The sequence below is a fragment of the Rhizobium esperanzae genome, assembly GCF_002204185.1.
GTDB classification, from domain to species: Bacteria; Pseudomonadota; Alphaproteobacteria; order Rhizobiales; family Rhizobiaceae; genus Rhizobium; species Rhizobium esperanzae.
Map to the genome: position 1 here is coordinate 14,607 of NZ_MXPU01000020.1, position 22,249 is coordinate 36,855.

Below are 22,249 nucleotides of genomic sequence, written 5' to 3' on the forward strand. Positions count from 1 at the left end.
CGCATCCAGGATTTCACCGCATGACGCCGCCGCATAAACCGCACCAGGAAAACCAGGGTTCCCGCCGCATCGGCATGGGCTTCGGCGAATTCGTCGTCACCATCGCCATCATGACCGCCAGCATTGCCATGGCAATCGACAGCATGCTGCCGGCATTGCCTAATATCGGCCATTCCCTCGGCGTCACCAACACCAACGACGCGCAGCTCATCATCGGCGTGTTCTTCCTCGGCTTCGGCTTCTCGCAGATATTCTTCGGCAGCCTTTCCGACACTTTCGGCCGCCGCAACATCCTGCTCGGGGGCCTCGCCTGCTACGTGGTCGCGATGTTTGCCGCTGCCGCAACCGGCAGCTTCGAAATGCTACTCCTCATGCGCTTCATTCAGGGCGTGGGCGGTGCGGCCGTGCGCATCACCACCATGGCCATCGTCCGCGACTGCTTCGGTGGCCGCGAAATGGCCCGCGTCATGTCCTATGTCATGATCGTATTCATGATCGTGCCGATCGTTGCCCCTTCGGTCGGCCAGCTTATCATCCTCTATGCCAACTGGCACTGGATCTTCATCCTGCTCGGCGCAGTCGCCAGCATCCTGTTCGTCTGGGCTCTTCTGCGGCTGAAGGAATCGCTGCCCCCGGCAGAACGCCTGCCGCTGTCGGTCGGCTCTGTCGCAGACGGCTTCAAGACCGTGCTCACCAACCGCATCACCTGCGGCTACATGATCGGTCTGACCATGTTTACAGGCGTCATCAGTGCATATGTGATTTCCGTGCAGCAGGTTTTCGGCGAAGTCTATGGCCTTGGCGACTGGCTGCCGATCGCCTTTGCGGCGACAGCCGGCGGCATTGCCGTCGCCAATTTCGCCAACGGCTTCTTCGTTCGCAAATTCGGCATGCGCCGCATCTCGCACGCCGCGCTGCTGATCTTCACGGCGCTGTCGGCTCTCGGCTTCGTCATCGCCTTGGCGGGCAAGCCGGACTTCGCCACCGCCTACAGCATCTTCACTATCGTTCTGATGATGTTTGCGGTGATCGCCACCAATTTCACCGCCATCAGCCTCGAACCGATGGGCAATCTCGCCGGCACGGCGACCGCCATCACCGGCTTTGTCTCGACGACCTTCGGCGCCATCCTTGGCGGCCTGGTCGGCCAGATGTTCAACGGCACGGTGCAGCCGCTCTTCGGCGGATTCGCGCTGTTCGGTCTGGTGACGATCGCAGCCACGCTGTGGGCTGAGAACGGCAAGCTCTTCACCCATCCCGGTGACAATCCGCAACTCGATCCGGGCGCGGCTCACTTCTGAGGCAGGAGCACCGGATCAACTCAAGGCATTCTCGATGAACGAGCGAATTCTGATCAGGCCTTATGGGCCAGATGACGTGGACGCCACGATCGAGATTTTTCTACGCTCCATCCGGGAAGTCTCGTCGAAAGACTATTCCGCCGCTGAGATCGAAGCTTGGGCAAAGGTGGAGGATCGCGCCCTATGGGCGGAACGAAGGATGAGCAGGCCGGCCTGGATGGCAGAGATCGCCGGAAACCCCGTGGGTTTTTCGGATCTCACCAGCGACGGGTGCCTCGACATGATGTTCGTGCACCCTCGCTATCAAGGGGTCGGTGTAGCAACCTGCCTGCTGGGCAGGGTCGAAGAAGAAGCTCTCAAGCTGGGATTTCGCCGAATATATACGGAAGCAAGCAGAACTGCTCGTCCGTTCTTTGAACGCAAAGGATTTCGCGTGATAACCCGGCAAACCGTCGAGAAGCGCGGACAAGGCCTGGAAAACTTTCTGATGGAAAAGTTCTACGCCTAAATTGTCATTTGCGACCGGCTTTACGACGGCCGGTCGCATCGGCTTTAGATGGTAACGACCTCACGCCGCAGCGTATCCCACGATGCCTTGTCGGGCGCAATCAGCAGTCCGCCGTCGAGATGCTGCGGTAAATAGGGCGAGCCGTCGAAGCGGGCCGCATAGGCGCCGGCCTCCTGCGAGATCAGCGTGCCGGCAAGATGGTCCCAAGGCATCAGCTTGTTGTACATCAGGTAATGGACGTGCCCGCCGGCAAGGGTACGGTATTCGTGAGCAGCGCATCGGTAGTTGGTGAGGAAGCGCACCTTGGCGAGATTGCCAAGGACCTCGGCGCGCTTCTCCACTGGCAGGTAGCCGGTCGAAGCCATGCCGACCATCTGATCGAGCGCGACAGGCTCGGCCGCACGCAGTCGCTGCGCCTCGCCATCCGGCCGCCGCAGCCAAGCACCGCCGCCCTTCTCCGCCATCACCCAGTCGTCGCCCATAGGATCGTAGATGATGCCGGCAATGGTTTCGCCGCCTGAAATGACAGAGGCCATGACGCCGAAGGCCGGAATGCCGGCGGCGAAGTTGAACGTTCCGTCGACCGGATCGACCACGATCGCGAGATCGGCATCGGCAAGCCTGCCAAGCAGCGTCGGGTCGGCCGCGACCGACTCTTCCCCGAGGAACAGCGCGTCCGGCCAGAGCTGTTGCGCTTCCGCCTTGATCATCCGCTCGGCCTGCTCGTCGGCCTCGGTGACAAGATCGGTCGCCTCGCTCTTGGCGCGCACTTCATCCCGGCCGAGCCGGCGGAAGCGCGGCAGGATCTCGGCCTTTGCCGCGCGGCGCAGGAGATCGGCGAGAACGGTCACGTCAACGCTTGTTGTCATATCAAATCCTCTCACTTCGGCCGAGGCCTGATATCAGATGCCTACGATCTCGCGCTGGATCAGCTGCCAGCTTTCCCTATCAGGCGCAGAAATGATGCCGCCGGTCGTCTCGCCCGGACGATAGGGTGTGCCATCGAATTTCGCCGTGTGGCCGCCCGCCTCCTGGTGCGCGAGCACGCCGGCCAGGTGATCCCAGGGCATCAGCTTCGCATGACCAATGAAATGCATCTTGCCGGATGCGACCATCCAATATTCATAGGCCGAGCAGTTGAAAGCGAAGGTCATCCGCGCCTTTGCCATGTTGGCGCAGATGCGCGAGCGATCGGGCTCTTCCATATGGCCCCATGACATGCCGCCGACCATCTGGTTCAAGGCGGCAGGCTCAGCCACCCTCAGCCTGCTCGATTGTCCATCCCGGCGCATCAGAAAGGCGCCCGCCCCCTTGATCGCCGTCACCGTGTCGCCGAGAGCGGGATCGTGAATGATGCCGGCGACGGTTTCGCCGCTGACGGTAACCGCAAGCATCGTTCCGAAAACGGGAAGTCCGGCGGCGAAATTGAACGTGCCGTCGACAGGATCGATGACGAAGGCAAGCTCGGCATCGGCAAGCGCCGGCACCACCGATCTGTCGGCGTCATAGGCTTCCTCGCCGACGACGAGTGCCGAGGGAAAGCGCGTTTTCAGGGCCGCGGTGATCCGGTGTTCGGCAAGCAGATCCGCCTGCGTCACCAGATCGGTTGCCGAGGTTTTTTCCGAAACATCCGTGTCGCCAAGGTTGCGAAAAAGCGGCATGATCTCCGCACGCGCCGCCTCCTTTACGCATTCGACGAGAAAGAGAATATCCTGATCTGAAATAGTCATGCGAATTGCTGTCCTTCATGCAAAGAGCCAGCCTGCTTAGCCGGCCTTTTATGAAGGATCGGTGACACCAAGGCTGGAAAAGTCGAAGAGTTTCGGATCGAGCAGATGCGACGGGTTCACGTGCGAAAGCGCTCGCAGCATCGTGTCCTTGCGTCCAGGCATGCGCCGTTCGATATCGGCGAGCATGTCCTTCATCGCATTGCGCTGCAGCCCGTCCTGGGAGCCGCAGAGATCGCAGGGGATGATCGGGAACTGCATGGCGGCGGCGAACCTGGCAAGGTCGTCCTCGGCGGCATAGGCGAGCGGCCGAAGCACCATCAGGTCGCCCTCGTCGTTCAGAAGCTTTGCCGGCATCGAGGCAAGCCGTCCGCCGTGGAAGAAATTCATGAAGAAGGTTTCGAGAATGTCCTCACGGTGATGGCCGAGCACCAGTGCGTCGCAGCCCTCCTCCCGCGCGATGCGGTAGAGATTGCCGCGCCGCAGCCGCGAACAGAGCGAGCAATAGGTGGCGCCTTCCGGCACCTTCTCCTTCACGATCGAATAGGTGTCGCGATATTCGATCCGATGCCGGACGCCGATCTTCGTCAGATAGTCCGGCAGCACATGCTTTGGAAAGTTGGGCTGTCCCTGGTCGAGATTGCAGGCGACGATCTCGACGGGCAGCAGCCCGCGCCATTTCAGATCAAGCAGCAGCGCCAAGAGACCGTAGGAATCCTTGCCGCCGGAAAGGCCGACAAGCCAGCGCTTCTGCCCCTTCAGCATGTCGAAGTCATCGAAAGCCTGACGTACTTGCCTGAGCAGGCGCTTGCGCAGCTTGTTGAAGGAAACCGAACGTGGCGCATCGGCAAAGAGCGCCGGACCGGCGCCGTCGTCGATTTCGCCAATTTCCGGATCATCAGCGATGTTGGCTGCGATATTCATTGCTCCGTCCTATCGAAGGTCTGCCTGCCTTAGCAGAAACTCATCCGGCAACACAGCCTCAATCGCCGAAAACCGACCAGCCGGTGCGGGCCGCAAGCATCTCAAGCGCCAGGGCGCCAAGCTGCGAATTGCCGACCTTGTTCAGCCCCGGCGACCAGACCGCGATCGAGGCAATGCCGGGCGCTACCGCAAAGATGCCGCCGCCGACGCCGCTCTTGCCGGGCAGACCGACATGATAGGCAAAGTCGCCCGAGCCGTCATAATGGCCGCAGGTCAGCATCAGCGCATTGATGCGCCGCGCCCGCTTCGGCGAGACCACGGAATGACCGGTCATCGGATTGCTGCCGCGCGCCGCCAGGAACAGCCCGGCCCGGGCCAGCTGCTCGCAGCTCATCGCGAGCGCGCATTGATGGAAATAGACTCCGAGCACGTGGTCAACGGGATGGTCGAGATTGCGATAGGCACGCATGAAGTTGGCAAGCGCAACATTGCGGTATCCGGTCTGCGTCTCGGAACGCGCCACCTTGTCGTCAATGGCGATCGACTCGTCGTCGGCGAGATACCGCACGAAACGCAGCAGCTCGCCAATCGCCTCGCGCGGCGCATGGCCCGCCATGACGACGTCGGTGACGGCGATCGCGCCGGCATTGATGAAGGGATTGCGGGGAATGCCGCTCTCGTGTTCGAGTTGCACGATCGAATTGAAGGCCGATCCCGATGGCTCGCGCCCGACGCGCTTCCACAGTCCCTCACCGACCTTGCCGAGCGCCAAGGTCAGCGTGAAGACCTTGGATATGCTCTGGATCGAAAAAGCGATATCGGCATCGCCGACACGAAAGACCTGGCCATCGACGGTGACGATCGCCATGCCGAACTGCCGCGGGTCCACCTTGGCAAGCTCGGGAATATAGTCGGCGACCTTGCCCTCGCCGATACGCGGCAGGATATCGCTGTAGATGCTATCGAGGGTCGCCTGCAAATCCGCCATCGCCTCTCTCCGGATAACAAAAAAGCCGCCCGAAAGAGCGGCTTTTCCATATGCGAAAACGCCTGGGTTTTCTTAACGCGAATAGAATTCGACGACCAGATGCGGTTCCATGACAACAGGGAACGGAACGTCGCTGAGCGTCGGGACGCGGCCGAAGGTAGCAACCATCTTGTTGTGATCGACTTCGATATAGTCGGGGACGTCACGCTCGGCGAGGCTGACGGCCTCCAGAACGGTCACCAGCTGCTTCGACTTCTCGCGAACTTCGATGACGTCGCCAGCCTTGCAGCGGTAGGAACCGATGTTGACGCGTACGCCGTTAACGGTGACGTGGCCATGGTTGACGAACTGACGGGCAGCAAAGACCGTCGGAACGAACTTGGCGCGATAGACGATCGCGTCGAGGCGCGATTCCAGCAGACCGATCAGGTTTTCCGAGGTGTCGCCCTTGCGGCGGGCCGCTTCTGCGAAGATGGCGCGGAACTGCTTCTCGCGCAGGTCACCGTAGTAACCCTTGAGCTTCTGCTTGGCGCGCAGCTGCACACCGAAGTCCGAAAGCTTGCCCTTGCGGCGCTGGCCGTGCTGGCCCGGGCCGTATTCGCGGCGGTTCACCGGGGATTTCGGACGACCCCAGATGTTTTCGCCCATACGGCGGTCAATTTTGTACTTGGACGATTCGCGCTTGCTCATCGTATTTCCTTTCAAAGGTTTATGGCGGCCTGTTGCCAAACCGCGCGAAGGAAACACGCCCTCCTCTGACCTCTGCCGAGACCTGACAGGATGTTTCGGTTACGCGAACAGAAACGATCCACGGGACATGTCAAATGAAACACCGGACATTGCTGCCCGGTGCTTGGCGCGGTCTTTAGAGGCCCGTCATGAAAATGTCAACTGCGCCAAAGCTCGAAAGCGCTACTATTCCGCAGCCAAGGGCTGATCGCCGGTATCGGGCGCGTTGGCGTCGCCCGGCGCGGTCTGGCAATTCATGTCGGGGAAAGCCACGATGCGCTTGCCCGAGAAATCCGTATGCACAACGACGATCCCCTGCTCCTCGAAATAACCGAGCAGACGGCGGGCGCGCCGCGCCGAATGGGTTCCGTAGGCGCGGGCGATGCGGGCGTCCGAAGGGCACGGTTCGCCGCAGACGGCGGCCTTGGCGAGCATCAGGAAAACACCCTGCAGGTCGTCGGTGACACTTGATGACAACGATAGCGCCGTCGCCCACTCGTCGCTCGCGGCTGTCGCGGCATCGACGCCGGAGCGGGAGATCGCCACGCGCCGGCGGAAATCCGGCAGCGAAATCGGCGGTCCCGGGACGCGACGCATGCGCAGCCGCACGAGAAAATCCTGGTAGAGCACGGAATCGGTGCGGAAGGCGGAGGCGGGATCGTCGAGTATTTCGGCAAACACGCCGGCAAGGCGCTCTTCCCGTTCCTCGGCCGAAATCTCCACCTGGCTCGCCCTCGCCTCGACAGGTGCAGGCGACGCCGCCGGCGCCGAGCGTGAGAGTTCTGCCAGGATATCGGTCGTCGGCCGCGGCGCCGGCGGCGTGCGGCGCACCAGCGGGCGCTGGAACTCTTCCGGATCGGGGGTGAAGATCAGATCTTCGACATCCTGGGGCGCATCCGGCAGCGGCATCAGTTTCGGGCTGGAGGAGCGCGCCGACGTTTCCACTGCGCCGATCTGGATCGGCAGCGGCCGGCGCGACAGCGCAGGACCGAGAGCGACGAAATTGCCGCGCTTCAGATCGCGGAACATCTCGGCTTGGCGCCGGTCCATGCCGAGCAGATCGGCGGCGCGCGCCATATCGATATCGAGGAAGGTGCGGCCCATCAGGAAGTTCGAGGCTTCGGCCGCGACGTTCTTGGCGAGCTTGGCGAGCCGCTGCGTCGCGATCACCCCGGCAAGACCGCGCTTGCGGCCGCGGCACATCAGGTTCGTCATCGCGCCCAACGACATCTTGCGCGCATCTTCCGAAACATCACCGCCGACGGAGGGGGCAAACATCTGCGCCTCGTCGACGACGACGAGGACGGGATACCAATATTCGCGATCGGCATCGAACATGCCGTTTAGGAAGGCGGCGGCAGCGCGCATCTGCTGCTCGATATCGAGACCTTCGAGCGTCAGCACGCAGGACACGCGATGCTGGCGAATGCGGTTGGCAATGCCTGCCAGCTCCGCCTCGGTCCGCTCGCCGTCGACGACGATGTGACCGAACCTGTCGGAAAGCGTGACGAAATCACCCTCGGGATCGATGATGACCTGTTGCACCCATTGTGCAGACTGCTCGAGCAAGCGGCGCAGGAGATGCGACTTGCCCGACCCGGAATTGCCCTGCACGAGCAGGCGCGTCGCCAGCAACTCCTCGATATCGAGCGTCGCCGGAGCGCCGGACGCCAATCCCATATCGATGCCAACCTGCAATGCTGATCCTCGCGGCGAAGAGACTCACATGAATGAAGTGCCATTCTTCCGAAACGGCAAAGCCCCGTCTATCAAAGAATGCGCAGTTTTTCAGGACCGGATTTCGCCAACCCACAGGACAATTCCGCTTACGCTCTCAAGCCGAATCCCTGCATCAATCGTCGCGTGGCAAAATCGGGATTGCCTGATGTGAAGACTGCAAAGTCGAAATTGTCCGGATGCACCGCATCGGCAACCAGCGGCACCAGCGTGCGGGCGCGCCGCGCGATTGCCTCGGCCGGATCGAGCCAGTCGACCGGCCAGGGCGCAAGACGGCGGAAGAGATTGGCCATGAACGGATAGTGCGTGCAGGCAAGCACCACGATATCGGTCTTGTAACCCTCTTTCTCGACGAAGCACTGGTCGATCTCGGCAAGCACGGCCTCGTCGGAGACGGCGTCGCCGCGAATATAGGCTTCGGCCATGCGCGCAAGGTTTTCCGACCCGACAAGCCGCACGTGGCATTGCTGCGCGAAGGACTGGATGAGATCGCGCGTATAGGCTCGCTTCACGGTACCCGGCGTCGCCAGCACCGAGACCAGGCCCGAACGCGTGCGCTCCGCCGCCGGCTTGATCGCCGGCACGGTGCCGACGAAGGTCATTTGGGGAAAGGCCGCGCGCAGGTCGGCGCCGACAAGCGTGAAGGCGGTATTGCAGGCGATGATGCAGACTTCGGGATCGTAATCCTGAAGCAGCTTGCCGAAGAGCCCGATGATGCGCTCCTTCAGCGCCTGCTCTTCCCAACCACCATAAGGGAATCCGGCATCGTCGGCGACATAGACGAAGCCGCGCTCCGGCATCAGCACGCGCGCCTCGCGCAGCACGGTCAGCCCGCCTATGCCTGAATCGAAGACGAGGACGGATTTCAGCTCATTGGTCGGCGCTGTCATCGGTTGGCGCTTCCTTGCCGGATCTGGTGAAACCGCCTTTACGCGGACTGTTACGCGAAAAGCGATCGAGGGAGGAGATGACGCCGCGCAGCACGCTGATTTCCTGTTCCGTGAAGGCCCGGCGGGAGAGAACAGCGCGAAGGTTGTCCACCATTTTCGGCTTTTTCGAGGGCGGATGGAAATAGTTGCGTGAATCGAGCGCTTCTTCCAGCTGGTCGAACAGGCCGAAGAGCTGCTCCTTGGTGGAAGGCCGCTGCTCGAGCGCCTGGAACGGCACCGCTTCCAGATCCTCCATGCCGGACTTCATCCATTCATAGGACATCAGAAGCACGGCCTGAGCAATATTCAGCGAGGCGAAGGCGGGATTGACCGGAAAGGTCACGATCTCGTCCGCCAGCGCCACTTCCTCATTGGTCAGCCCCCAACGCTCGCGGCCGAAGAGAATGCCCGTTGCCTCGCCCGCCCGGAACCTTGTGCGCAGCGTTTGCGCGGCAAAGACCGGGGAGCGCACCGGTTTATAGTTGTCGCGGCTGCGCGCCGTCGTGGCGTAAACGAAATTGAGATCGGCAATTGCCTGCTCCAACGTGTCATAGACTTTGGTGCCCTCGATCACGTGGTCCGCCTTGGAGGCCGTCGCCTGCGCTTTCTCGTTCGGCCAACCGTCGCGCGGATTGACGAGACGCAGTTCGGCCAGGCCGAAATTCGCCATGGCGCGCGCCACCATACCGATATTCTCGCCCATCTGCGGCTCGACCAGAATAATGGCCGGCCCTTCGGCCAGAAGTTGACGCTCGCTGTTCGTGCCTGCCATGGTCTTATCCCTGTTTCGAGCGCGCAATAGCCTCGCCCGACGCAAACGGCAAGGTGTCGGCCTGCGGATAGAGCCTTTCCAGCGCCGAACCGACCATCTCGAGCCCCACCCGGGCGCCCTCTCGCGACACTGGCAAATGCCGCCCTGCGGTTCGCGACGCCTTGCGCTTGATAAAGAAACAAGCAGAACCGCGTGACGCCGCATCATCGACCAGCGCCAGATCCGCCGTGATCAACCTCCTCTGATCATCGTCGGCAGGCGGTGCTTCATGGCTCCTCGCTAGGACGCGTGCCCAATAGGTGCAGGAAAGAAAGATCGCCAATGTCTGGCGGATCTGACCGGGCCGCGTCACAACCGACCAGGAGGAGCCAAGCGGGCGGGCCGCCACCGTCACGTCGCGGTAGCAGGCATCGATCTTCTGCGACAATGCGATCAATTCGAAACCGCTCTTGCCCTCGCCGATTGCGCCCAGCAGCTCGCGCAGCGCCTGGAACCAACGGGCAAGCGCGGAATCGAGCGCGCCACGCGTGCGTGTCGGAAAGACGATGAAGGCGACCGCCGTTCCGGCCGCAGCCCCAATCATGGTCTCGCCGATGCGCAGCTTCAACAGATCGAGCGTCAATACGCCGGTCATGCCGTAGACCAGGCAGAGCACGATCGAAATGAAGAAGGTCATCGTCGCATAGGAAACCTGCAGGAAATAGAAGGCGAGGAAGATACAGACGGCGGCAACCGGAATGGCAATATCGGGCTCGCCTGAAATCAGCGTTGCCAGCACAAGGCCGATGGCAATCCCGAACACGGTGCCGAGCGAGCGCGACAGCGCCCTCATCGCAGTGTCGCCGCGCGAATTGGTGTTGGTAAAGACGAGGAAGGAAGCAAGCACCGCCCAGAACCAGCGTTCGCGTGACAAGAGCAGGCCGAAGCTCATGGCGATCGCCGACGCGATGGTGATCTGCAGTGCCGAACGCAGCAGAGGATTGGCGAAAGAAAAGTCGATCGCCTGGGATTGCGCCGTATCCTTGATCGCGTCGATCTCGGAGAAACCGGAGGCCTGCCCCTCGCCGATCGCCTGCGTCAACTGCTGCCGCGCCTCGCCGAGCCAGAGAAGGGCCCGCAGGGTTTCTCCCTGCGGCTGATCCCTGATGGCGTCGGCCATCCCTTCAAATCTTGCAACTTCCGCCGTATCCGCCTCGATAACGGCATGGACGAGCGCAAAAGGCGGCGGGCTCTGGAAGCTCAGCACGATCGCGCTCTCGGCGGCAAGATGAGCGTCGAAAAGCCGGATCGCCAGTTCGGCGGCTGGGTCGGCGGCGCCGTCGAAAACACCGGCCGGCGGCCGCGGGATGAAGGTCTCCGCCATCAGCACCACTTCCTTCAGCCGGTCTTCCAGCTGGCGCAGTTCCTGCCGGTCGGCTTCGCCGATCTCGGCGCCGCCGGCGATGGCGGCGAGCTTGAAGAGGATCTGGTTGATCCGACCCCTGACGCTTTCGAGCGAACGCAACAGATCGCGCCGCCAATCGTCGGGCAGCAGAACCGCCCTGACCAGATGGCCGACGAGCACCGCGACGACAGGGCCGATCGCCACTTCAGGCAGCTCGGCAAGCGGAGGCCGGAAATAGGCGCCCATGAAATAGGAGGTGAAGGCGAACATGCCGATGGCAAAACCGCGCGGCCCGAACACCCGTCCCGCCGATGCGAGCGCGATCACCACCAGGAAGACGAGATCGGAGAGAAAGCGGCGATCCTCGAGCCCCGCGGCAATGCCGACGACGGCGAGGCTTGCCACACAGCCGAAGAGCCGCGTCACCAACTGGCGGGAATTGCCCTTGTCGCGCACCGCCACGCCGCCTTCGATCGACAGCACAATGCCGAGGCCAAAGGCCGCGGTCGGCAACGACAGGATGAGCATGTGGATGGCAAGAAGGACCAAAAAGGAGAAAACGATCGTCAGCGTCACCCGCAGGGCCATGCGCAGACGCGAAAGCGCCGGATCATTGGCAAGCAGCCAGTCGCGAGCCTGAAAACCGGAAAACAAATGCAGGCCTCCTCATGCCGCGGAAGGATCGACAGATAATGCCATGCCGGGCGAAGCAAATCGCCCGCGATCGAATCTCGACGCTCGCGACTGTCGCGCGCCTATTGGCCCTTGGCAATCAGCGCCATCGTCGCCTTCAGGGAATCGCGGCCCTGCGTTTCGATATTCTCGGTGACGATATCATCGATGACGGCTTGGCCAGCCTCCTCGACCACCTCGAAGCGAACGGTTGTGTAGTCCTTGGCGTCAGGAGTGTCCGCGCAGGCGGATTTCTTGAAGCGCACCGTGACCTCGGTCGTCCCGTTGACCGGGGGCGCAGCCGCCATCGTCAGATCCTCCAGCGGGCATGCATCCTGGCCGTTGACGATGACATCGTAATCGAAGGGCGATATGCCGTCGTCGTCGTCGCCGGCGGGAAATTGCGCAGCCGCCTGATATTTTGCGATGAAGTCCTTGCTGTAGAGTTGGTCGAGCCGGCTCGCATCGAAGATGTCGGTCCAGTCGCTATTGTTGTCGGCCCAGTTGCTCCTGGTTGCGTCCATGATCTCCTTCACGGGAGCCGTGGCATCGGCCGCGTGGGCGGCGCCTGAAAAGGCGATAAGGCTTGCGATAACAACGGCGATTGTCTTCATGATCGAATGTTCCGGGGCGGGCAAATCAACGCGGACACTAGCCAGATTTCAGCGCTTGGCAATGCCGGCAAAAACGCATTGTGAAACCCGTTGCAGCTTTGCGTTCCCGGTTCACAGTGCTATAGCGCTCCTCATCAGGTCACCCACCCGGGACGCTTGTCCCCTTCAAGCTCGAACGAGGCAGATACATGAACAAGATCAAGGTCGCCAATCCCGTCGCCGATCTCGACGGCGATGAAATGACGCGCATCATCTGGCAGCTCATCAAGGATAAGCTGATCCATCCGTATCTCGACCTCGATATCGACTATTTCGACCTCTCCGTCGAAAACCGCGACGCCACCAACGACCAGGTGACCGTCGACGCCGCCAATGCCATCAAGAAGTACGGCGTCGGCATCAAGTGCGCGACGATCACGCCGGATGAGGCCCGCGTCAAGGAATTCAACCTCAAGGAAATGTGGAAGAGCCCGAACGGCACGATCCGCAACATCCTCGGCGGCGTCATCTTCCGCGAGCCGATCATCTGCAAGAACGTGCCGCGCCTGGTTCCCGGCTGGACCCAGCCGATCGTCGTCGGCCGCCACGCCTTCGGCGACCAGTACCGCGCCACCGACTTCAAGTTCCCCGGCAAGGGCAAGCTGACGATCAAGTTCGTCGGCGAAGACGGCACCGTCATCGAGAAGGAAGTCTTCAACGCGCCGGGCGCCGGCGTCGCCATGGCCATGTACAACCTCGATGAATCGATCCGCGAATTCGCCCGCGCCTCGATGATGTACGGCCTGATGCGCAAATGGCCGGTCTACCTGTCGACCAAGAACACCATCCTCAAAGCCTATGACGGCCGCTTCAAGGACATCTTCGAGGAAGTCTACGAGACAGAATTCAAGGATCAGTTCAAGGAAGCCGGCATCACCTATGAACACCGTCTGATCGACGACATGGTCGCCTCGGCGCTCAAGTGGTCGGGCGGTTATGTCTGGGCCTGCAAGAACTATGACGGCGACGTCCAGTCTGACACGGTTGCCCAGGGCTTCGGCTCGCTCGGCCTGATGACCTCGGTGCTGCTGACGCCGGATGGCAAGACGGTGGAAGCCGAAGCCGCCCACGGCACGGTTACCCGCCATTACCGCCAGCACCAGAAGGGCCAGGAAACCTCGACGAACTCGATCGCCTCGATCTTCGCCTGGACCCGCGGCCTCGCCCATCGCGCCAAGCTCGACGACAACGCCGAGCTTGGCCGCTTCGCTTCGACGCTCGAAAAGGTCTGCGTCGATACCGTCGAATCCGGCTTCATGACCAAGGACCTGGCGCTCTTGATCGGCCCCGACCAGCCGTGGCTGTCGACCACCGCCTTCCTCGACAAGATCGACCAGAACCTGCAGAAGGCGATGGCGTAAGCCTCCTCTTTCGGGATAGCATCGAAACGGCGGGGATTTCCCCGCCGTTTCATTTTGGGAGAACAGCTGATGACGGCGACCGTACGCCCGCTGGAACCATCCGACCGCGCCGCTTGGGAAACCCTGTGGGAGGCGTATCAGCGCTTCTACGAAGTGGTCATCCCACCCGAAACCACCGATCTCACCTGGGGCCGCTTCCACGATCCCAGCGAACCGATGCATGCGCTCGGCGCCTTCGATGGAGACGGCCGCCTCGTCGGCATCGTCCATGCCATCTTTCACCGCTCCTGCTGGCTGCCGCAATGGACGTGCTACCTGCAGGATCTCTATGTCGAAAACAGCCAGCGCGGGCTCGGTACCGGCGCCGCGCTGATCGATGCGGTCGCCGATCTTGCCCGTCAAAACGGCGCAGGCAGGCTTTATTGGATGACGCATGAAACGAATGCCACGGCGAGGCGGCTCTACGACAAGATCGCCGAGCGCTCAGGCTTCATCCAGTACCGCAAGGCTCTTTGAAGATCGGGGGTTGCACAAAGACCTCCCCGCGCTATTGATTCCGAGCGACGCAACAGGAGGAGGATGTCATGACCGAAGAATTGGTATTCTACACAAACCCGATGTCGCGCGGCCGCATCGCGCGCTGGATGCTGGAGGAGATCGGCCAGCCCTACCGCACCGAACTCCTGACCTTCGGTGAAAGCATGAAGGCGCCGGAATATCTCCGTGTCAATCCGATGGGCAAGGTGCCGGCGATCCGCCATGGCAACACCGTCGTCACTGAATGCGCAGCGATCTGTGCCTATCTCGCCGAGACCTTCCCCGAAAAAGGTTTGGCCCCCAAGCAGGAAGAGCGCGCCCGCTACTACCGCTGGATGTTCTTTGCCGCCGGCCCGCTGGAATCGGCGGTGACGATGAAGGCGCTCGGCTTCGAAATTCCAGCAGAACGCCTCCGCATGGCCGGCTGCGGCGGTTTCGGCGACGTCATGAACACGCTCGAAATGGCCGTTTCCGGCTCGACTTATGTCACCGGCGAGCGCTTCACCGCCGCCGACGTCTATGTCGGCGCGCATATCGGCTGGGGCCTCGGCTTCGGTTCCATCGAAAAACGCCAGGCGTTCGTCGATTACTTCGGCCGCGTCAGCGAGCGTGACGCCTATAAGCGCGCCAAAGCACTGGACGACGAGGCCGGCAAGACGATGCAGGCCGCCTGATCGTCATCGCCGCGCCGCGCCGGGATGTCAGCCCTCAGGCAAGCGGCATATGGATATCCGTCATCAGCTCGGTCGGCGGCACGTCGCGTGGGTTGTTGAGATATTCCTCGAACATAACGCTGTCCTTCAACTGCCGTCCTGATTTGGGCAGCCATTCCCCATAAAGCCACTGATAAGCCGTGTGCATGTCGGCATAGGGACCTTTGTGACGCAGCACGGCATAGGTGCCGCCGTCGATCCTGCTTCGCTCGAACGGCGCTTCGGCCGACCCCGCGGAAACGCCGGTGACGCAGGCGATCGAGCGCAGCTGTTCGGCCGGCACGATATCGGGATCGTCGAGATAGACACCGATCATCCTCATGTCGGGCCTGGCGAGGCCGCGGGCGTAAAGCGTACCGAACAATGTCTCGAAGGCTTTGCCGATCTGCATATAAGAGCCGGTATGGGCGACGCCGATCAGCTCGGTCGGCGCGATCTCACGTATGGTAACGTCGAACATGGTTTGGGTCTTTCCGTTAGGTGAGGGTTTAAAGGCTGTGTGGCTTCCCTCTTTCCGATAACGGGCCGGCGGCATGCCGTAGACCGACTTGAAAATGCGATTGAAGGATTGGAGATTGGGATAGCCTGATCGTTTCGCAATCTCACTAACGGCAAGCTCCGTGCCGACGATCTCGCCCGCCGCGCGATGCAACCTCAGCCGCTTGACGGTGGCCGCCAGCGTCTCGCCGTAAATCGCCCGGTAGATCCTGTGCCAGTGATAGCTCGACAGGCAGGCGATCTCAGCCAGGCGCTCCATATCAAGCTCCTCGTCGAGGTGGTCGTGAATATAGGCAGAAACCCGTCTCAGACGGCTTTCATAGAGCGCCCATGCCGTTTCGCCATTCATGTCAAACCTCATGCAAATCGATCGGCTGCAGAGAACCATATATCGATTTGACAAATCTTGCGGAATTGCTGGCTGCGGAGCGCCAATGCTACGCGGCAGGAGAAGCATCGCTATTGCCGACTACGCTGCCTCACCTTCTCATTCCCGTGCCCGTCACAGGAATCCAGCCACGGCGCGTCCGCGCCGTGAATGAACCAGTATCTAAAGAAAAACTCTGTCACGCCCAAAGACTTGGGCGCACTGGATTCATGTGACATCCCTCGGGCGAAGCCCTGAGGACACAGGAATGAGGGAGGTCTTGGAGAACGCCGAATCAAGAACGTTCACCACCAAGCTAAGGCGGAAGCCGACCTTACGGCTTAGGAATGAACCGTCAAACTCAACCGGCGAGCGCCAGAGCCACTGCCTCGATCGCTTCATCGGCCTTCGATCCATCCGGACCACCAGCCTGCGCCATGTCGGGACGGCCGCCGCCGCCTTTGCCGCCGAGGGCGGCTGAGGCAACACGCACCAGATCGACAGCACTGAAACGCTCAACGAGATCCGGCGTCACCGCAACGACAGCGCTCGCCTTGCCATCTTCGGATACACCGATCAGCGTCACGATGCCGGAACCGATGCTGGCCTTGCCGTCATCGGCAAGACCCTTTAGGTCCTTCGGATCGACGCCGGCCATGGCCTTACCGAGGAATTTCACTCCAGCGACCTCGCGCACGGCATCGCCCGAGCCGCCCTGCCCGCCACCCATGGCGAGCTTGCGCTTGGCATCGGCCAATTCCTTTTCCAGCTTGCGGCGCTCGTCGATCAGCGCCTCAACGCGCGAAAGAACTTCCGACGGCTGAACTTTCAGCGAGGCCGCGAGCGTCTTCACACGATCATCCTGTTCGGCGAGATACTCGCGCGCCGATTCGCCGGTCACCGCCTCAAGGCGGCGAACGCCGGCGCCGACGGCGCTTTCGCCAAGGATGCGAACGAGGCCGATCTGGCCGGTCGCCGACACATGCGTGCCGCCGCAAAGCTCGACCGAGTAAGGCTTGTTGCTCTTTGCGCCATGAAGGCCTGTGCCCATCGAGACGACCCGCACCTCATCGCCGTATTTCTCGCCGAACAGCGCCATCGCGCCTTCGGCGATCGCATCGTCGACGCTCATCAACCGCGTGGTGACCGGCGAATTCTGCAGCACGATTTCGTTTGCCATATCCTCGACGATCTTCAGCTCTTCAGGCGTCATCGGCTTCGGATGCGAAACGTCGAAGCGTAGACGCTCGGGCGCAACCAGCGAACCCTTTTGAGCCACGTGGGTACCCAGCACTTCGCGCAGCGCCTCATGCAGCAGGTGCGTCGCCGAATGATTGGCGCGCAGTCGCGAACGGCGGGCGTGATCGACCGTCAACGCGACAGCATCGCCATCCTTGACCACGCCTTCGATGACAGTGCCCAGATGCACGAACAGGCCTTCGCCCCTCTTCTGCGTGTCCGATACCTCGATCTTGCCGTGGTCGGATGAGATCACGCCCGTATCGCCCATCTGGCCGCCGGATTCGCCGTAGAACGGCGTCTGGTTGACGACGATCTGCACCTTATCGCCGGCCTTGGCCTCCGCAGCAACGGCGCCGTCCCTAACGATCGCCTGCACCACGCCTTCGGCGGCTTCTGTGTCGTAACCGAGGAACTCGGTTGCGCCATGCTTTTCCTTAAGCTCGAACCAGACGGTTTCGGTTGCCTTCTCGCCGGAGCCGGCCCAGTGCGAGCGGGCTTCGGCCTTCTGGCGCTCCATGGCATTGGTGAAGCCAGCGATGTCGACGCCGATCTCGCGAGCGCGCAGGGCGTCTTGCGTCAGGTCGAGCGGGAAGCCGTAGGTGTCGTAAAGCTTGAAGGCGGTCTCGCCATCCAGCATGTCGCCCTTGTCGAGATCAGCGGTCGCGTCCGAGAGCAGCGACAGGCCACGCTCCAGCGTCTTGCGGAAGCGGCCTTCTTCGAGCTTCAGCGTCTCCGAGATCAGCGCCTCGGCGCGCACGAGTTCCGGATAGGCGCGGCCCATCTCCTGCACCAGCGTCGGCAGCAGCTTGTACATCAGCGGCTCCTTGGCGCCGAGAAGCTGGGCATGCCGCATGGCGCGGCGCATGATACGGCGCAGCACGTAACCGCGACCCTCATTCGACGGCAGCACGCCATCGGCGATCAGGAAGGCCGAGGAGCGCAGATGGTCCGCGATGACGCGGTGGCTGGCGCTGCCTTCCGCCTTGACTCCTATCGTATCCTCGATGGTGCCGGTCAGCGTGCGGAAAAGATCTGTATCGAAGACGCTCTGAACGCCCTGGAGGATGCAGGCCATGCGCTCCAGGCCCATGCCGGTGTCGATCGACGGACGCGGCAGCGGATTGCGAACACCCGGCTCCGTCTGCTCGAACTGCATGAAAACAAGGTTCCAGAATTCCAGAAACCGGTCGCCGTCTTCCTCAGGCGAACCAGGAGGACCGCCCCAGACATTCTCGCCCTGGTCGATGAAGATTTCCGAGCACGGGCCGCAGGGGCCGGTATCGCCCATCTGCCAGAAATTGTCGGAGGTCGGGATGCGGATGATCTTGTCGTCGGAAAAACCGGCGATCTTCTTCCACAGCGCTGCGGCTTCCTCGTCTTCGGAATAGACGGTCACCAGCAGGCGATGCTTCGGCAGGTCGAAACCTTCGGTCACGAGCTTCCAGGCAAGCTCGATTGCATTCTCCTTGAAATAGTCGCCGAAGGAGAAATTGCCGAGCATTTCGAAGAAGGTCAGGTGACGCGCGGTATAGCCGACATTGTCGAGGTCGTTGTGCTTGCCGCCGGCGCGCACGCATTTCTGCGAGGTTGTCGCCGTCGCATAAGGACGTTTCTCAAGGCCGGTGAAGACGTTCTTGAACTGCACCATGCCGGCATTGGTGAACATCAGCGTCGGGTCGTTGCGCGGCACGAGCGGACTGGACGGAACGATCTCGTGGCCGTTCTTCTTGAAATAGTCGAGGAAGGTCGACCGGATATCGTTCACGCCGCTCATTCTATGCCCTTCAATGCTGCCGGAGGCAGATAATTTCAAATCCATCGGCTTTTAACGTTCACCTCCGCCACTGTCCAGCCGACAAACAAAACCGGCCGCATTCTGATGAGGGAATGCGGCCGGCTGAGATATCAGAACAAGTTCAAGCGCGAAAATTACATTTCCACGGCAGCATCGCCGTCATCGGCATCCGGACCGCCATTCTGAAGGAACCGGTCGGCGATCAGGCCGGCATTCTGGCGCAGCGCCAGCTCGATCTCGCGAGCGAGATCCGGATTGTCGCGCAGAAAGGTCTTGGCATTTTCGCGGCCCTGACCAAGACGCTGGCTGTTATAGGAGAACCAGGCGCCCGACTTCTCGACGATACCGGCCTTGACGCCGAGATCGACGAGTTCGCCCGTCTTCGACACGCCTTCGCCATACATGATGTCGAACTCGACCTGCTTGAAGGGAGGCGCCATCTTGTTCTTGACGACTTTGACGCGGGTCTGGTTGCCGACCACTTCTTCGCGCTCCTTGACCGAGCCAATGCGGCGGATGTCGAGGCGCACGGAGGCATAGAATTTCAGCGCATTGCCACCGGTCGTTGTCTCAGGCGAACCGAACATGACGCCGATCTTCATGCGGATCTGGTTGATGAAGATCACCATGGTATTCGACTTCGAGATCGAGGCGGTGAGTTTGCGCAGCGCCTGGCTCATCAGACGCGCCTGCAGGCCGGGAAGGCTGTCGCCCATTTCGCCTTCGATTTCGGCGCGTGGCGTCAGTGCGGCGACCGAGTCGACGACGAGAACGTCGACGGCACCGGAGCGCACCAGCGTATCGGTGATCTCAAGCGCCTGCTCGCCGGTATCGGGCTGCGAGATCAGAAGGTTCTGGAGATCGACGCCCAGCTTGCGGGCATAGACCGGATCGAGCGCGTGTTCGGCATCGACGAAGGCGCAGATGCCGCCCTTCTTCTGCGATTCCGCGATGGTCTGCAGCGCAAGCGTCGTCTTGCCCGAGCTTTCCGGCCCGTAGATCTCGATGATGCGGCCCTTCGGCAGGCCGCCGACGCCAAGCGCGATATCGAGCCCAAGCGAACCGGTCGAAATCGTCTCGATCTCGACAACATTCTCGTTGGAACCGAGTTTCATGATCGAGCCCTTGCCGAACGACCGCTCTATCTGTGAGAGTGCCGCTTCAAGCGCCTTGCTTTTGTCCACCGATTTGTCCTCTACCAGCCGCAATGAATTCTGAGACATCCGATCCACCTTTAGGTTATTGAAGCCGCTCAAGCAATGTCGAGTTTGTACCCGATTTGTTCCATTCCCGCAATAGGCGTACAAACATTTGAAAGAAAAAGGCAAAACGGTCCGTGTTCTACATTTGTTTTATCAATGCAAAGCAACGGCTTAGACCATATAAGCCGGCTTTGTCGCAGCCAGGCGGAACGCTTCGATTCGCCCTTCGCGGGTCATGAGAGCGGGTGAGTTGATGAAAAAGATTCTCGTTCTCGGCGGTGCCCATATCGACAGGCGTGGCCGCATCTCCCGCGAAACGGCGCCAGGCGCCAGCAATCCCGGCACCTGGTTCGAGGAGCCGGGCGGCGGCGGTTTCAATGCGGCGCGCAACCTTGCAAGACTGGGCTTTCACGTGACGATGATCTCGCCGCGCGGCGGCGATCCCTTCGGCGAAATGGTCGGCGAAGCTGCCGATTTCGCCGGCATCGACGACCGCCCCTTCGTCTTCCTCGACCGCAAGACACCGAGCTACACAGCGATCATCGAGAACAACGGCGACCTCGTGATCGCCCTTGCCGACATGGATCTCTATCGGTTCTTCGTGCCGCGGCGCCTGTCCATCCGCTGGGTGCGCGAGGCCTTCGCCGCCCATGATTTCATTCTCGTCGACGCCAATCTGCCGGAAGAGACGATCGCGGCGATTGTCGCCAAGGCGAACTCCCTGGCCAAACCCGTCGCGGCCATCGCCATCTCGCCGGCCAAGGTGGTCCGGCTGAAACCCTGCATTGGAGATATCGACTATCTGTTCCTGAACGAGGCCGAAGCCGCTGCCGTTACCGGCGTGCAGCCGGAGGATTCGGGCGGCTGGCTGCCGCTCCTGAACGAGATCGGCATCAGAAACGCCGTCGTCACCCGCGGCCGGCGCGAGCTCGTTGCGATTTGCAAAGACCGCGCCGTGGCGCTGCAGCCGCCAATCGCCGATACCGTCGCCGATGTTACGGGCGCCGGCGATTCCCTTGCTGCCGGCACGCTCGCCGCCTTGATATCAGGCCTGCCGCTTGAGGAGGCCATTCGCCACGGCGCGGCGGCGGCAGCGCTCACGGTGCAGTCGCGGCACGCCGTCAACGAAAATCTGACGCCGGACCTCTTGAATGAGGCGCTTGCCCTTGTTCCCGAGGTCAGAATTCTACATTGAAGCGACTGAATTAAAGAGTTGAGCATGATGCCGTTCGAGAGCCGCCACGCTTTTCGCTATCATGCTCTCCCGATCACAGGACAAGATCATGACCAAGCCCATCTCCCCTCTTCTGCCGATCGCCTATTCGAAGGAGGTCGCCAGCGCCAAGCAGCGCGGCGCGCCGCTGGTGGCGCTGGAATCGACCATCATCACCCATGGCATGCCCTATCCCGGCAATATCGAAATGGCGCGCAGCGTCGAGACGATCATTCGCGAACAGGGCGCGGTGCCGGCGACGATCGCGGTCATCCACGGCACGCTGCATATCGGCCTTGAAGCCGCGCAACTGGAGCAGCTTGCCAAGGCAACCGAGGTGATGAAGGTGTCGCGCGCCGATCTTGCCTTCGCGATCGCCGAGCGCCGCACCGGCGCCACCACGGTCGCGGCGACGATGATCGCGGCGGCCCGCGCCGGCATTCGTGTCTTTGCCACAGGCGGCATCGGCGGCGTGCATCGCGGCGCCGAGGAAAGCTTCGATATATCAGCCGATCTCGAGGAGCTAGCGCGCACCGGCGTTATCGTCGTCTGCGCCGGCGCAAAGGCGATCCTCGACATTCCGAAGACGCTGGAAGTGCTGGAAACCCGCGGCGTGCCTGTTGTCACCTATGAGAGCGAAGAATTCCCGGCTTTCTGGTCGCGCTCATCGGGCATAGCAAGCCCGCTGTCTCTGAACAGCCCGGCCGCCATCGCCAATTTCCAGACGGTGCGCGAACAGCTCGGTATCGACGGCGGCATGCTCGTCGCCAATCCGGTGCCGGAAGCCGACGAGATCCCGCGCGAAGAGATGGAGATCTATATCGAGCGCGCGCTCGACAGTGCTGAACGCGACGAAGTGACCGGCAAGGCGGTGACGCCGTATCTGCTCTCGACGATCTTCGATCTCACGGACGGCCAGAGCCTGAAAACGAATATTGCGCTTGTCGAAAACAATGCGCGGCTGGCGGCAGAGATTGCCGTGGCGCTGGGGGAGTGA

General features: G+C 61.7%; 20 protein-coding genes. 7 read left to right on the top strand and 13 right to left on the bottom strand.

What is annotated here, in order from left to right; all coding sequences use genetic code 11:
* The first annotated feature begins 20 nt into the window (after positions 1–20).
* Both B5E41_RS24885 and B5E41_RS24890 read left to right on the top strand, forming a co-directional pair.
* Positions 21–1,301 (top strand): multidrug effflux MFS transporter, encoded by a 1,281-nt coding sequence (locus B5E41_RS24885; RefSeq protein ID WP_088396483.1) that lies wholly within the window; start codon positions 21–23, stop codon positions 1,299–1,301.
* 34 nt (positions 1,302–1,335) lie between these two features.
* Positions 1,336–1,809, top strand: a complete 474-nt coding sequence (locus B5E41_RS24890; RefSeq protein ID WP_088396484.1) for a GNAT family N-acetyltransferase — start codon at positions 1,336–1,338, stop codon at positions 1,807–1,809.
* A gap of 44 nt (positions 1,810–1,853) precedes the next feature.
* Here B5E41_RS24890 and B5E41_RS24895 read toward each other — a convergent pair whose 3' ends face one another.
* The 10 genes from B5E41_RS24895 to B5E41_RS24940 form a co-directional block, all read right to left on the bottom strand.
* Positions 1,854–2,678, bottom strand: a complete 825-nt coding sequence (locus B5E41_RS24895; RefSeq protein WP_088396485.1) for an inositol monophosphatase family protein — start codon at positions 2,676–2,678, stop codon at positions 1,854–1,856.
* Between the two features lie 33 nt (positions 2,679–2,711).
* Positions 2,712–3,539 (bottom strand): inositol monophosphatase family protein, encoded by an 828-nt coding sequence (locus tag B5E41_RS24900; protein ID WP_088396486.1) that lies wholly within the window; start codon positions 3,537–3,539, stop codon positions 2,712–2,714.
* A 48-nt stretch (positions 3,540–3,587) separates the two neighbouring features.
* Complete coding sequence (ttcA, locus tag B5E41_RS24905; protein ID WP_088396487.1) at positions 3,588–4,460, bottom strand: tRNA 2-thiocytidine(32) synthetase TtcA; 873 nt, start codon at positions 4,458–4,460, stop codon at positions 3,588–3,590.
* Between the two features lie 58 nt (positions 4,461–4,518).
* Positions 4,519–5,448 carry a glutaminase gene (locus B5E41_RS24910; protein WP_088396488.1) on the bottom strand — a complete coding sequence of 310 codons (930 nt, stop codon included), beginning with the start codon at positions 5,446–5,448 and terminating at the stop codon, positions 4,519–4,521.
* 72 nt (positions 5,449–5,520) lie between these two features.
* Positions 5,521–6,138 (bottom strand): 30S ribosomal protein S4, encoded by a 618-nt coding sequence (gene rpsD, locus B5E41_RS24915; protein ID WP_011425572.1) that lies wholly within the window; start codon positions 6,136–6,138, stop codon positions 5,521–5,523.
* Between the two features lie 225 nt (positions 6,139–6,363).
* Positions 6,364–7,875 (bottom strand): ATP-binding protein, encoded by a 1,512-nt coding sequence (locus B5E41_RS24920; protein WP_088396489.1) that lies wholly within the window; start codon positions 7,873–7,875, stop codon positions 6,364–6,366.
* A 128-nt stretch (positions 7,876–8,003) separates the two neighbouring features.
* Positions 8,004–8,804 (bottom strand): glutamate racemase, encoded by an 801-nt coding sequence (murI, locus tag B5E41_RS24925; RefSeq protein ID WP_088396490.1) that lies wholly within the window; start codon positions 8,802–8,804, stop codon positions 8,004–8,006.
* A complete protein-coding gene (locus B5E41_RS24930; protein ID WP_011425575.1) occupies positions 8,785–9,615 on the bottom strand; it encodes an RNA methyltransferase in 831 nt (276 codons plus the stop codon). The genes murI and B5E41_RS24930 overlap by 20 nt, the downstream gene beginning before the upstream one ends.
* A 4-nt stretch (positions 9,616–9,619) precedes the next feature.
* Positions 9,620–11,659, bottom strand: a complete 2,040-nt coding sequence (locus B5E41_RS24935; RefSeq protein WP_088396491.1) for an FUSC family protein — start codon at positions 11,657–11,659, stop codon at positions 9,620–9,622.
* 95 nt (positions 11,660–11,754) lie between these two features.
* A complete protein-coding gene (locus B5E41_RS24940; protein WP_088396492.1) occupies positions 11,755–12,285 on the bottom strand; it encodes a hypothetical protein in 531 nt (176 codons plus the stop codon).
* A 188-nt stretch (positions 12,286–12,473) separates the two neighbouring features.
* Between B5E41_RS24940 and B5E41_RS24945 the strand changes: the two genes are divergently transcribed.
* The 3 genes from B5E41_RS24945 (at position 12,474) to B5E41_RS24955 (ending at position 14,896) form a co-directional block, all read left to right on the top strand.
* Positions 12,474–13,685: an NADP-dependent isocitrate dehydrogenase gene (locus tag B5E41_RS24945; RefSeq protein WP_088396493.1), complete on the top strand. Its 1,212-nt coding sequence runs from the start codon at positions 12,474–12,476 to the stop codon at positions 13,683–13,685.
* Between the two features lie 69 nt (positions 13,686–13,754).
* Positions 13,755–14,201, top strand: a complete 447-nt coding sequence (locus B5E41_RS24950) for a GNAT family N-acetyltransferase (protein ID WP_088396494.1) — start codon at positions 13,755–13,757, stop codon at positions 14,199–14,201.
* 68 nt (positions 14,202–14,269) lie between these two features.
* On the top strand, positions 14,270–14,896 hold the full coding sequence (locus B5E41_RS24955) for a glutathione S-transferase family protein (RefSeq protein WP_088396495.1): 627 nt from the start codon (positions 14,270–14,272) through the stop codon (positions 14,894–14,896).
* Positions 14,897–14,930: 34 nt separating this feature from the next.
* On the opposite strand, the gene B5E41_RS24960 is transcribed toward B5E41_RS24955, so the two are convergent.
* From B5E41_RS24960 to recA, 3 genes are all read right to left on the bottom strand, one after another.
* Positions 14,931–15,782 (bottom strand): AraC family transcriptional regulator, encoded by an 852-nt coding sequence (locus B5E41_RS24960; RefSeq protein WP_088396496.1) that lies wholly within the window; start codon positions 15,780–15,782, stop codon positions 14,931–14,933.
* Between the two features lie 379 nt (positions 15,783–16,161).
* Positions 16,162–18,816, bottom strand: a complete 2,655-nt coding sequence (gene alaS / locus B5E41_RS24970; RefSeq protein ID WP_088396497.1) for an alanine--tRNA ligase — start codon at positions 18,814–18,816, stop codon at positions 16,162–16,164.
* Positions 18,817–18,971: 155 nt separating this feature from the next.
* Positions 18,972–20,060 (bottom strand): recombinase RecA, encoded by a 1,089-nt coding sequence (recA, locus tag B5E41_RS24975; protein ID WP_088396543.1) that lies wholly within the window; start codon positions 20,058–20,060, stop codon positions 18,972–18,974.
* Positions 20,061–20,289: 229 nt separating this feature from the next.
* Here recA and B5E41_RS24980 point away from each other — a divergent pair, with 229 nt between their 5' ends.
* Together B5E41_RS24980 and B5E41_RS24985 are read left to right on the top strand one after the other, a co-directional pair.
* Positions 20,290–21,234, top strand: coding sequence for a carbohydrate kinase family protein (locus B5E41_RS24980; RefSeq protein WP_088396498.1), 945 nt, complete (start codon positions 20,290–20,292; stop codon positions 21,232–21,234).
* An 88-nt stretch (positions 21,235–21,322) separates the two neighbouring features.
* Complete coding sequence (locus tag B5E41_RS24985; RefSeq protein WP_088396544.1) at positions 21,323–22,249, top strand: pseudouridine-5'-phosphate glycosidase; 927 nt, start codon at positions 21,323–21,325, stop codon at positions 22,247–22,249.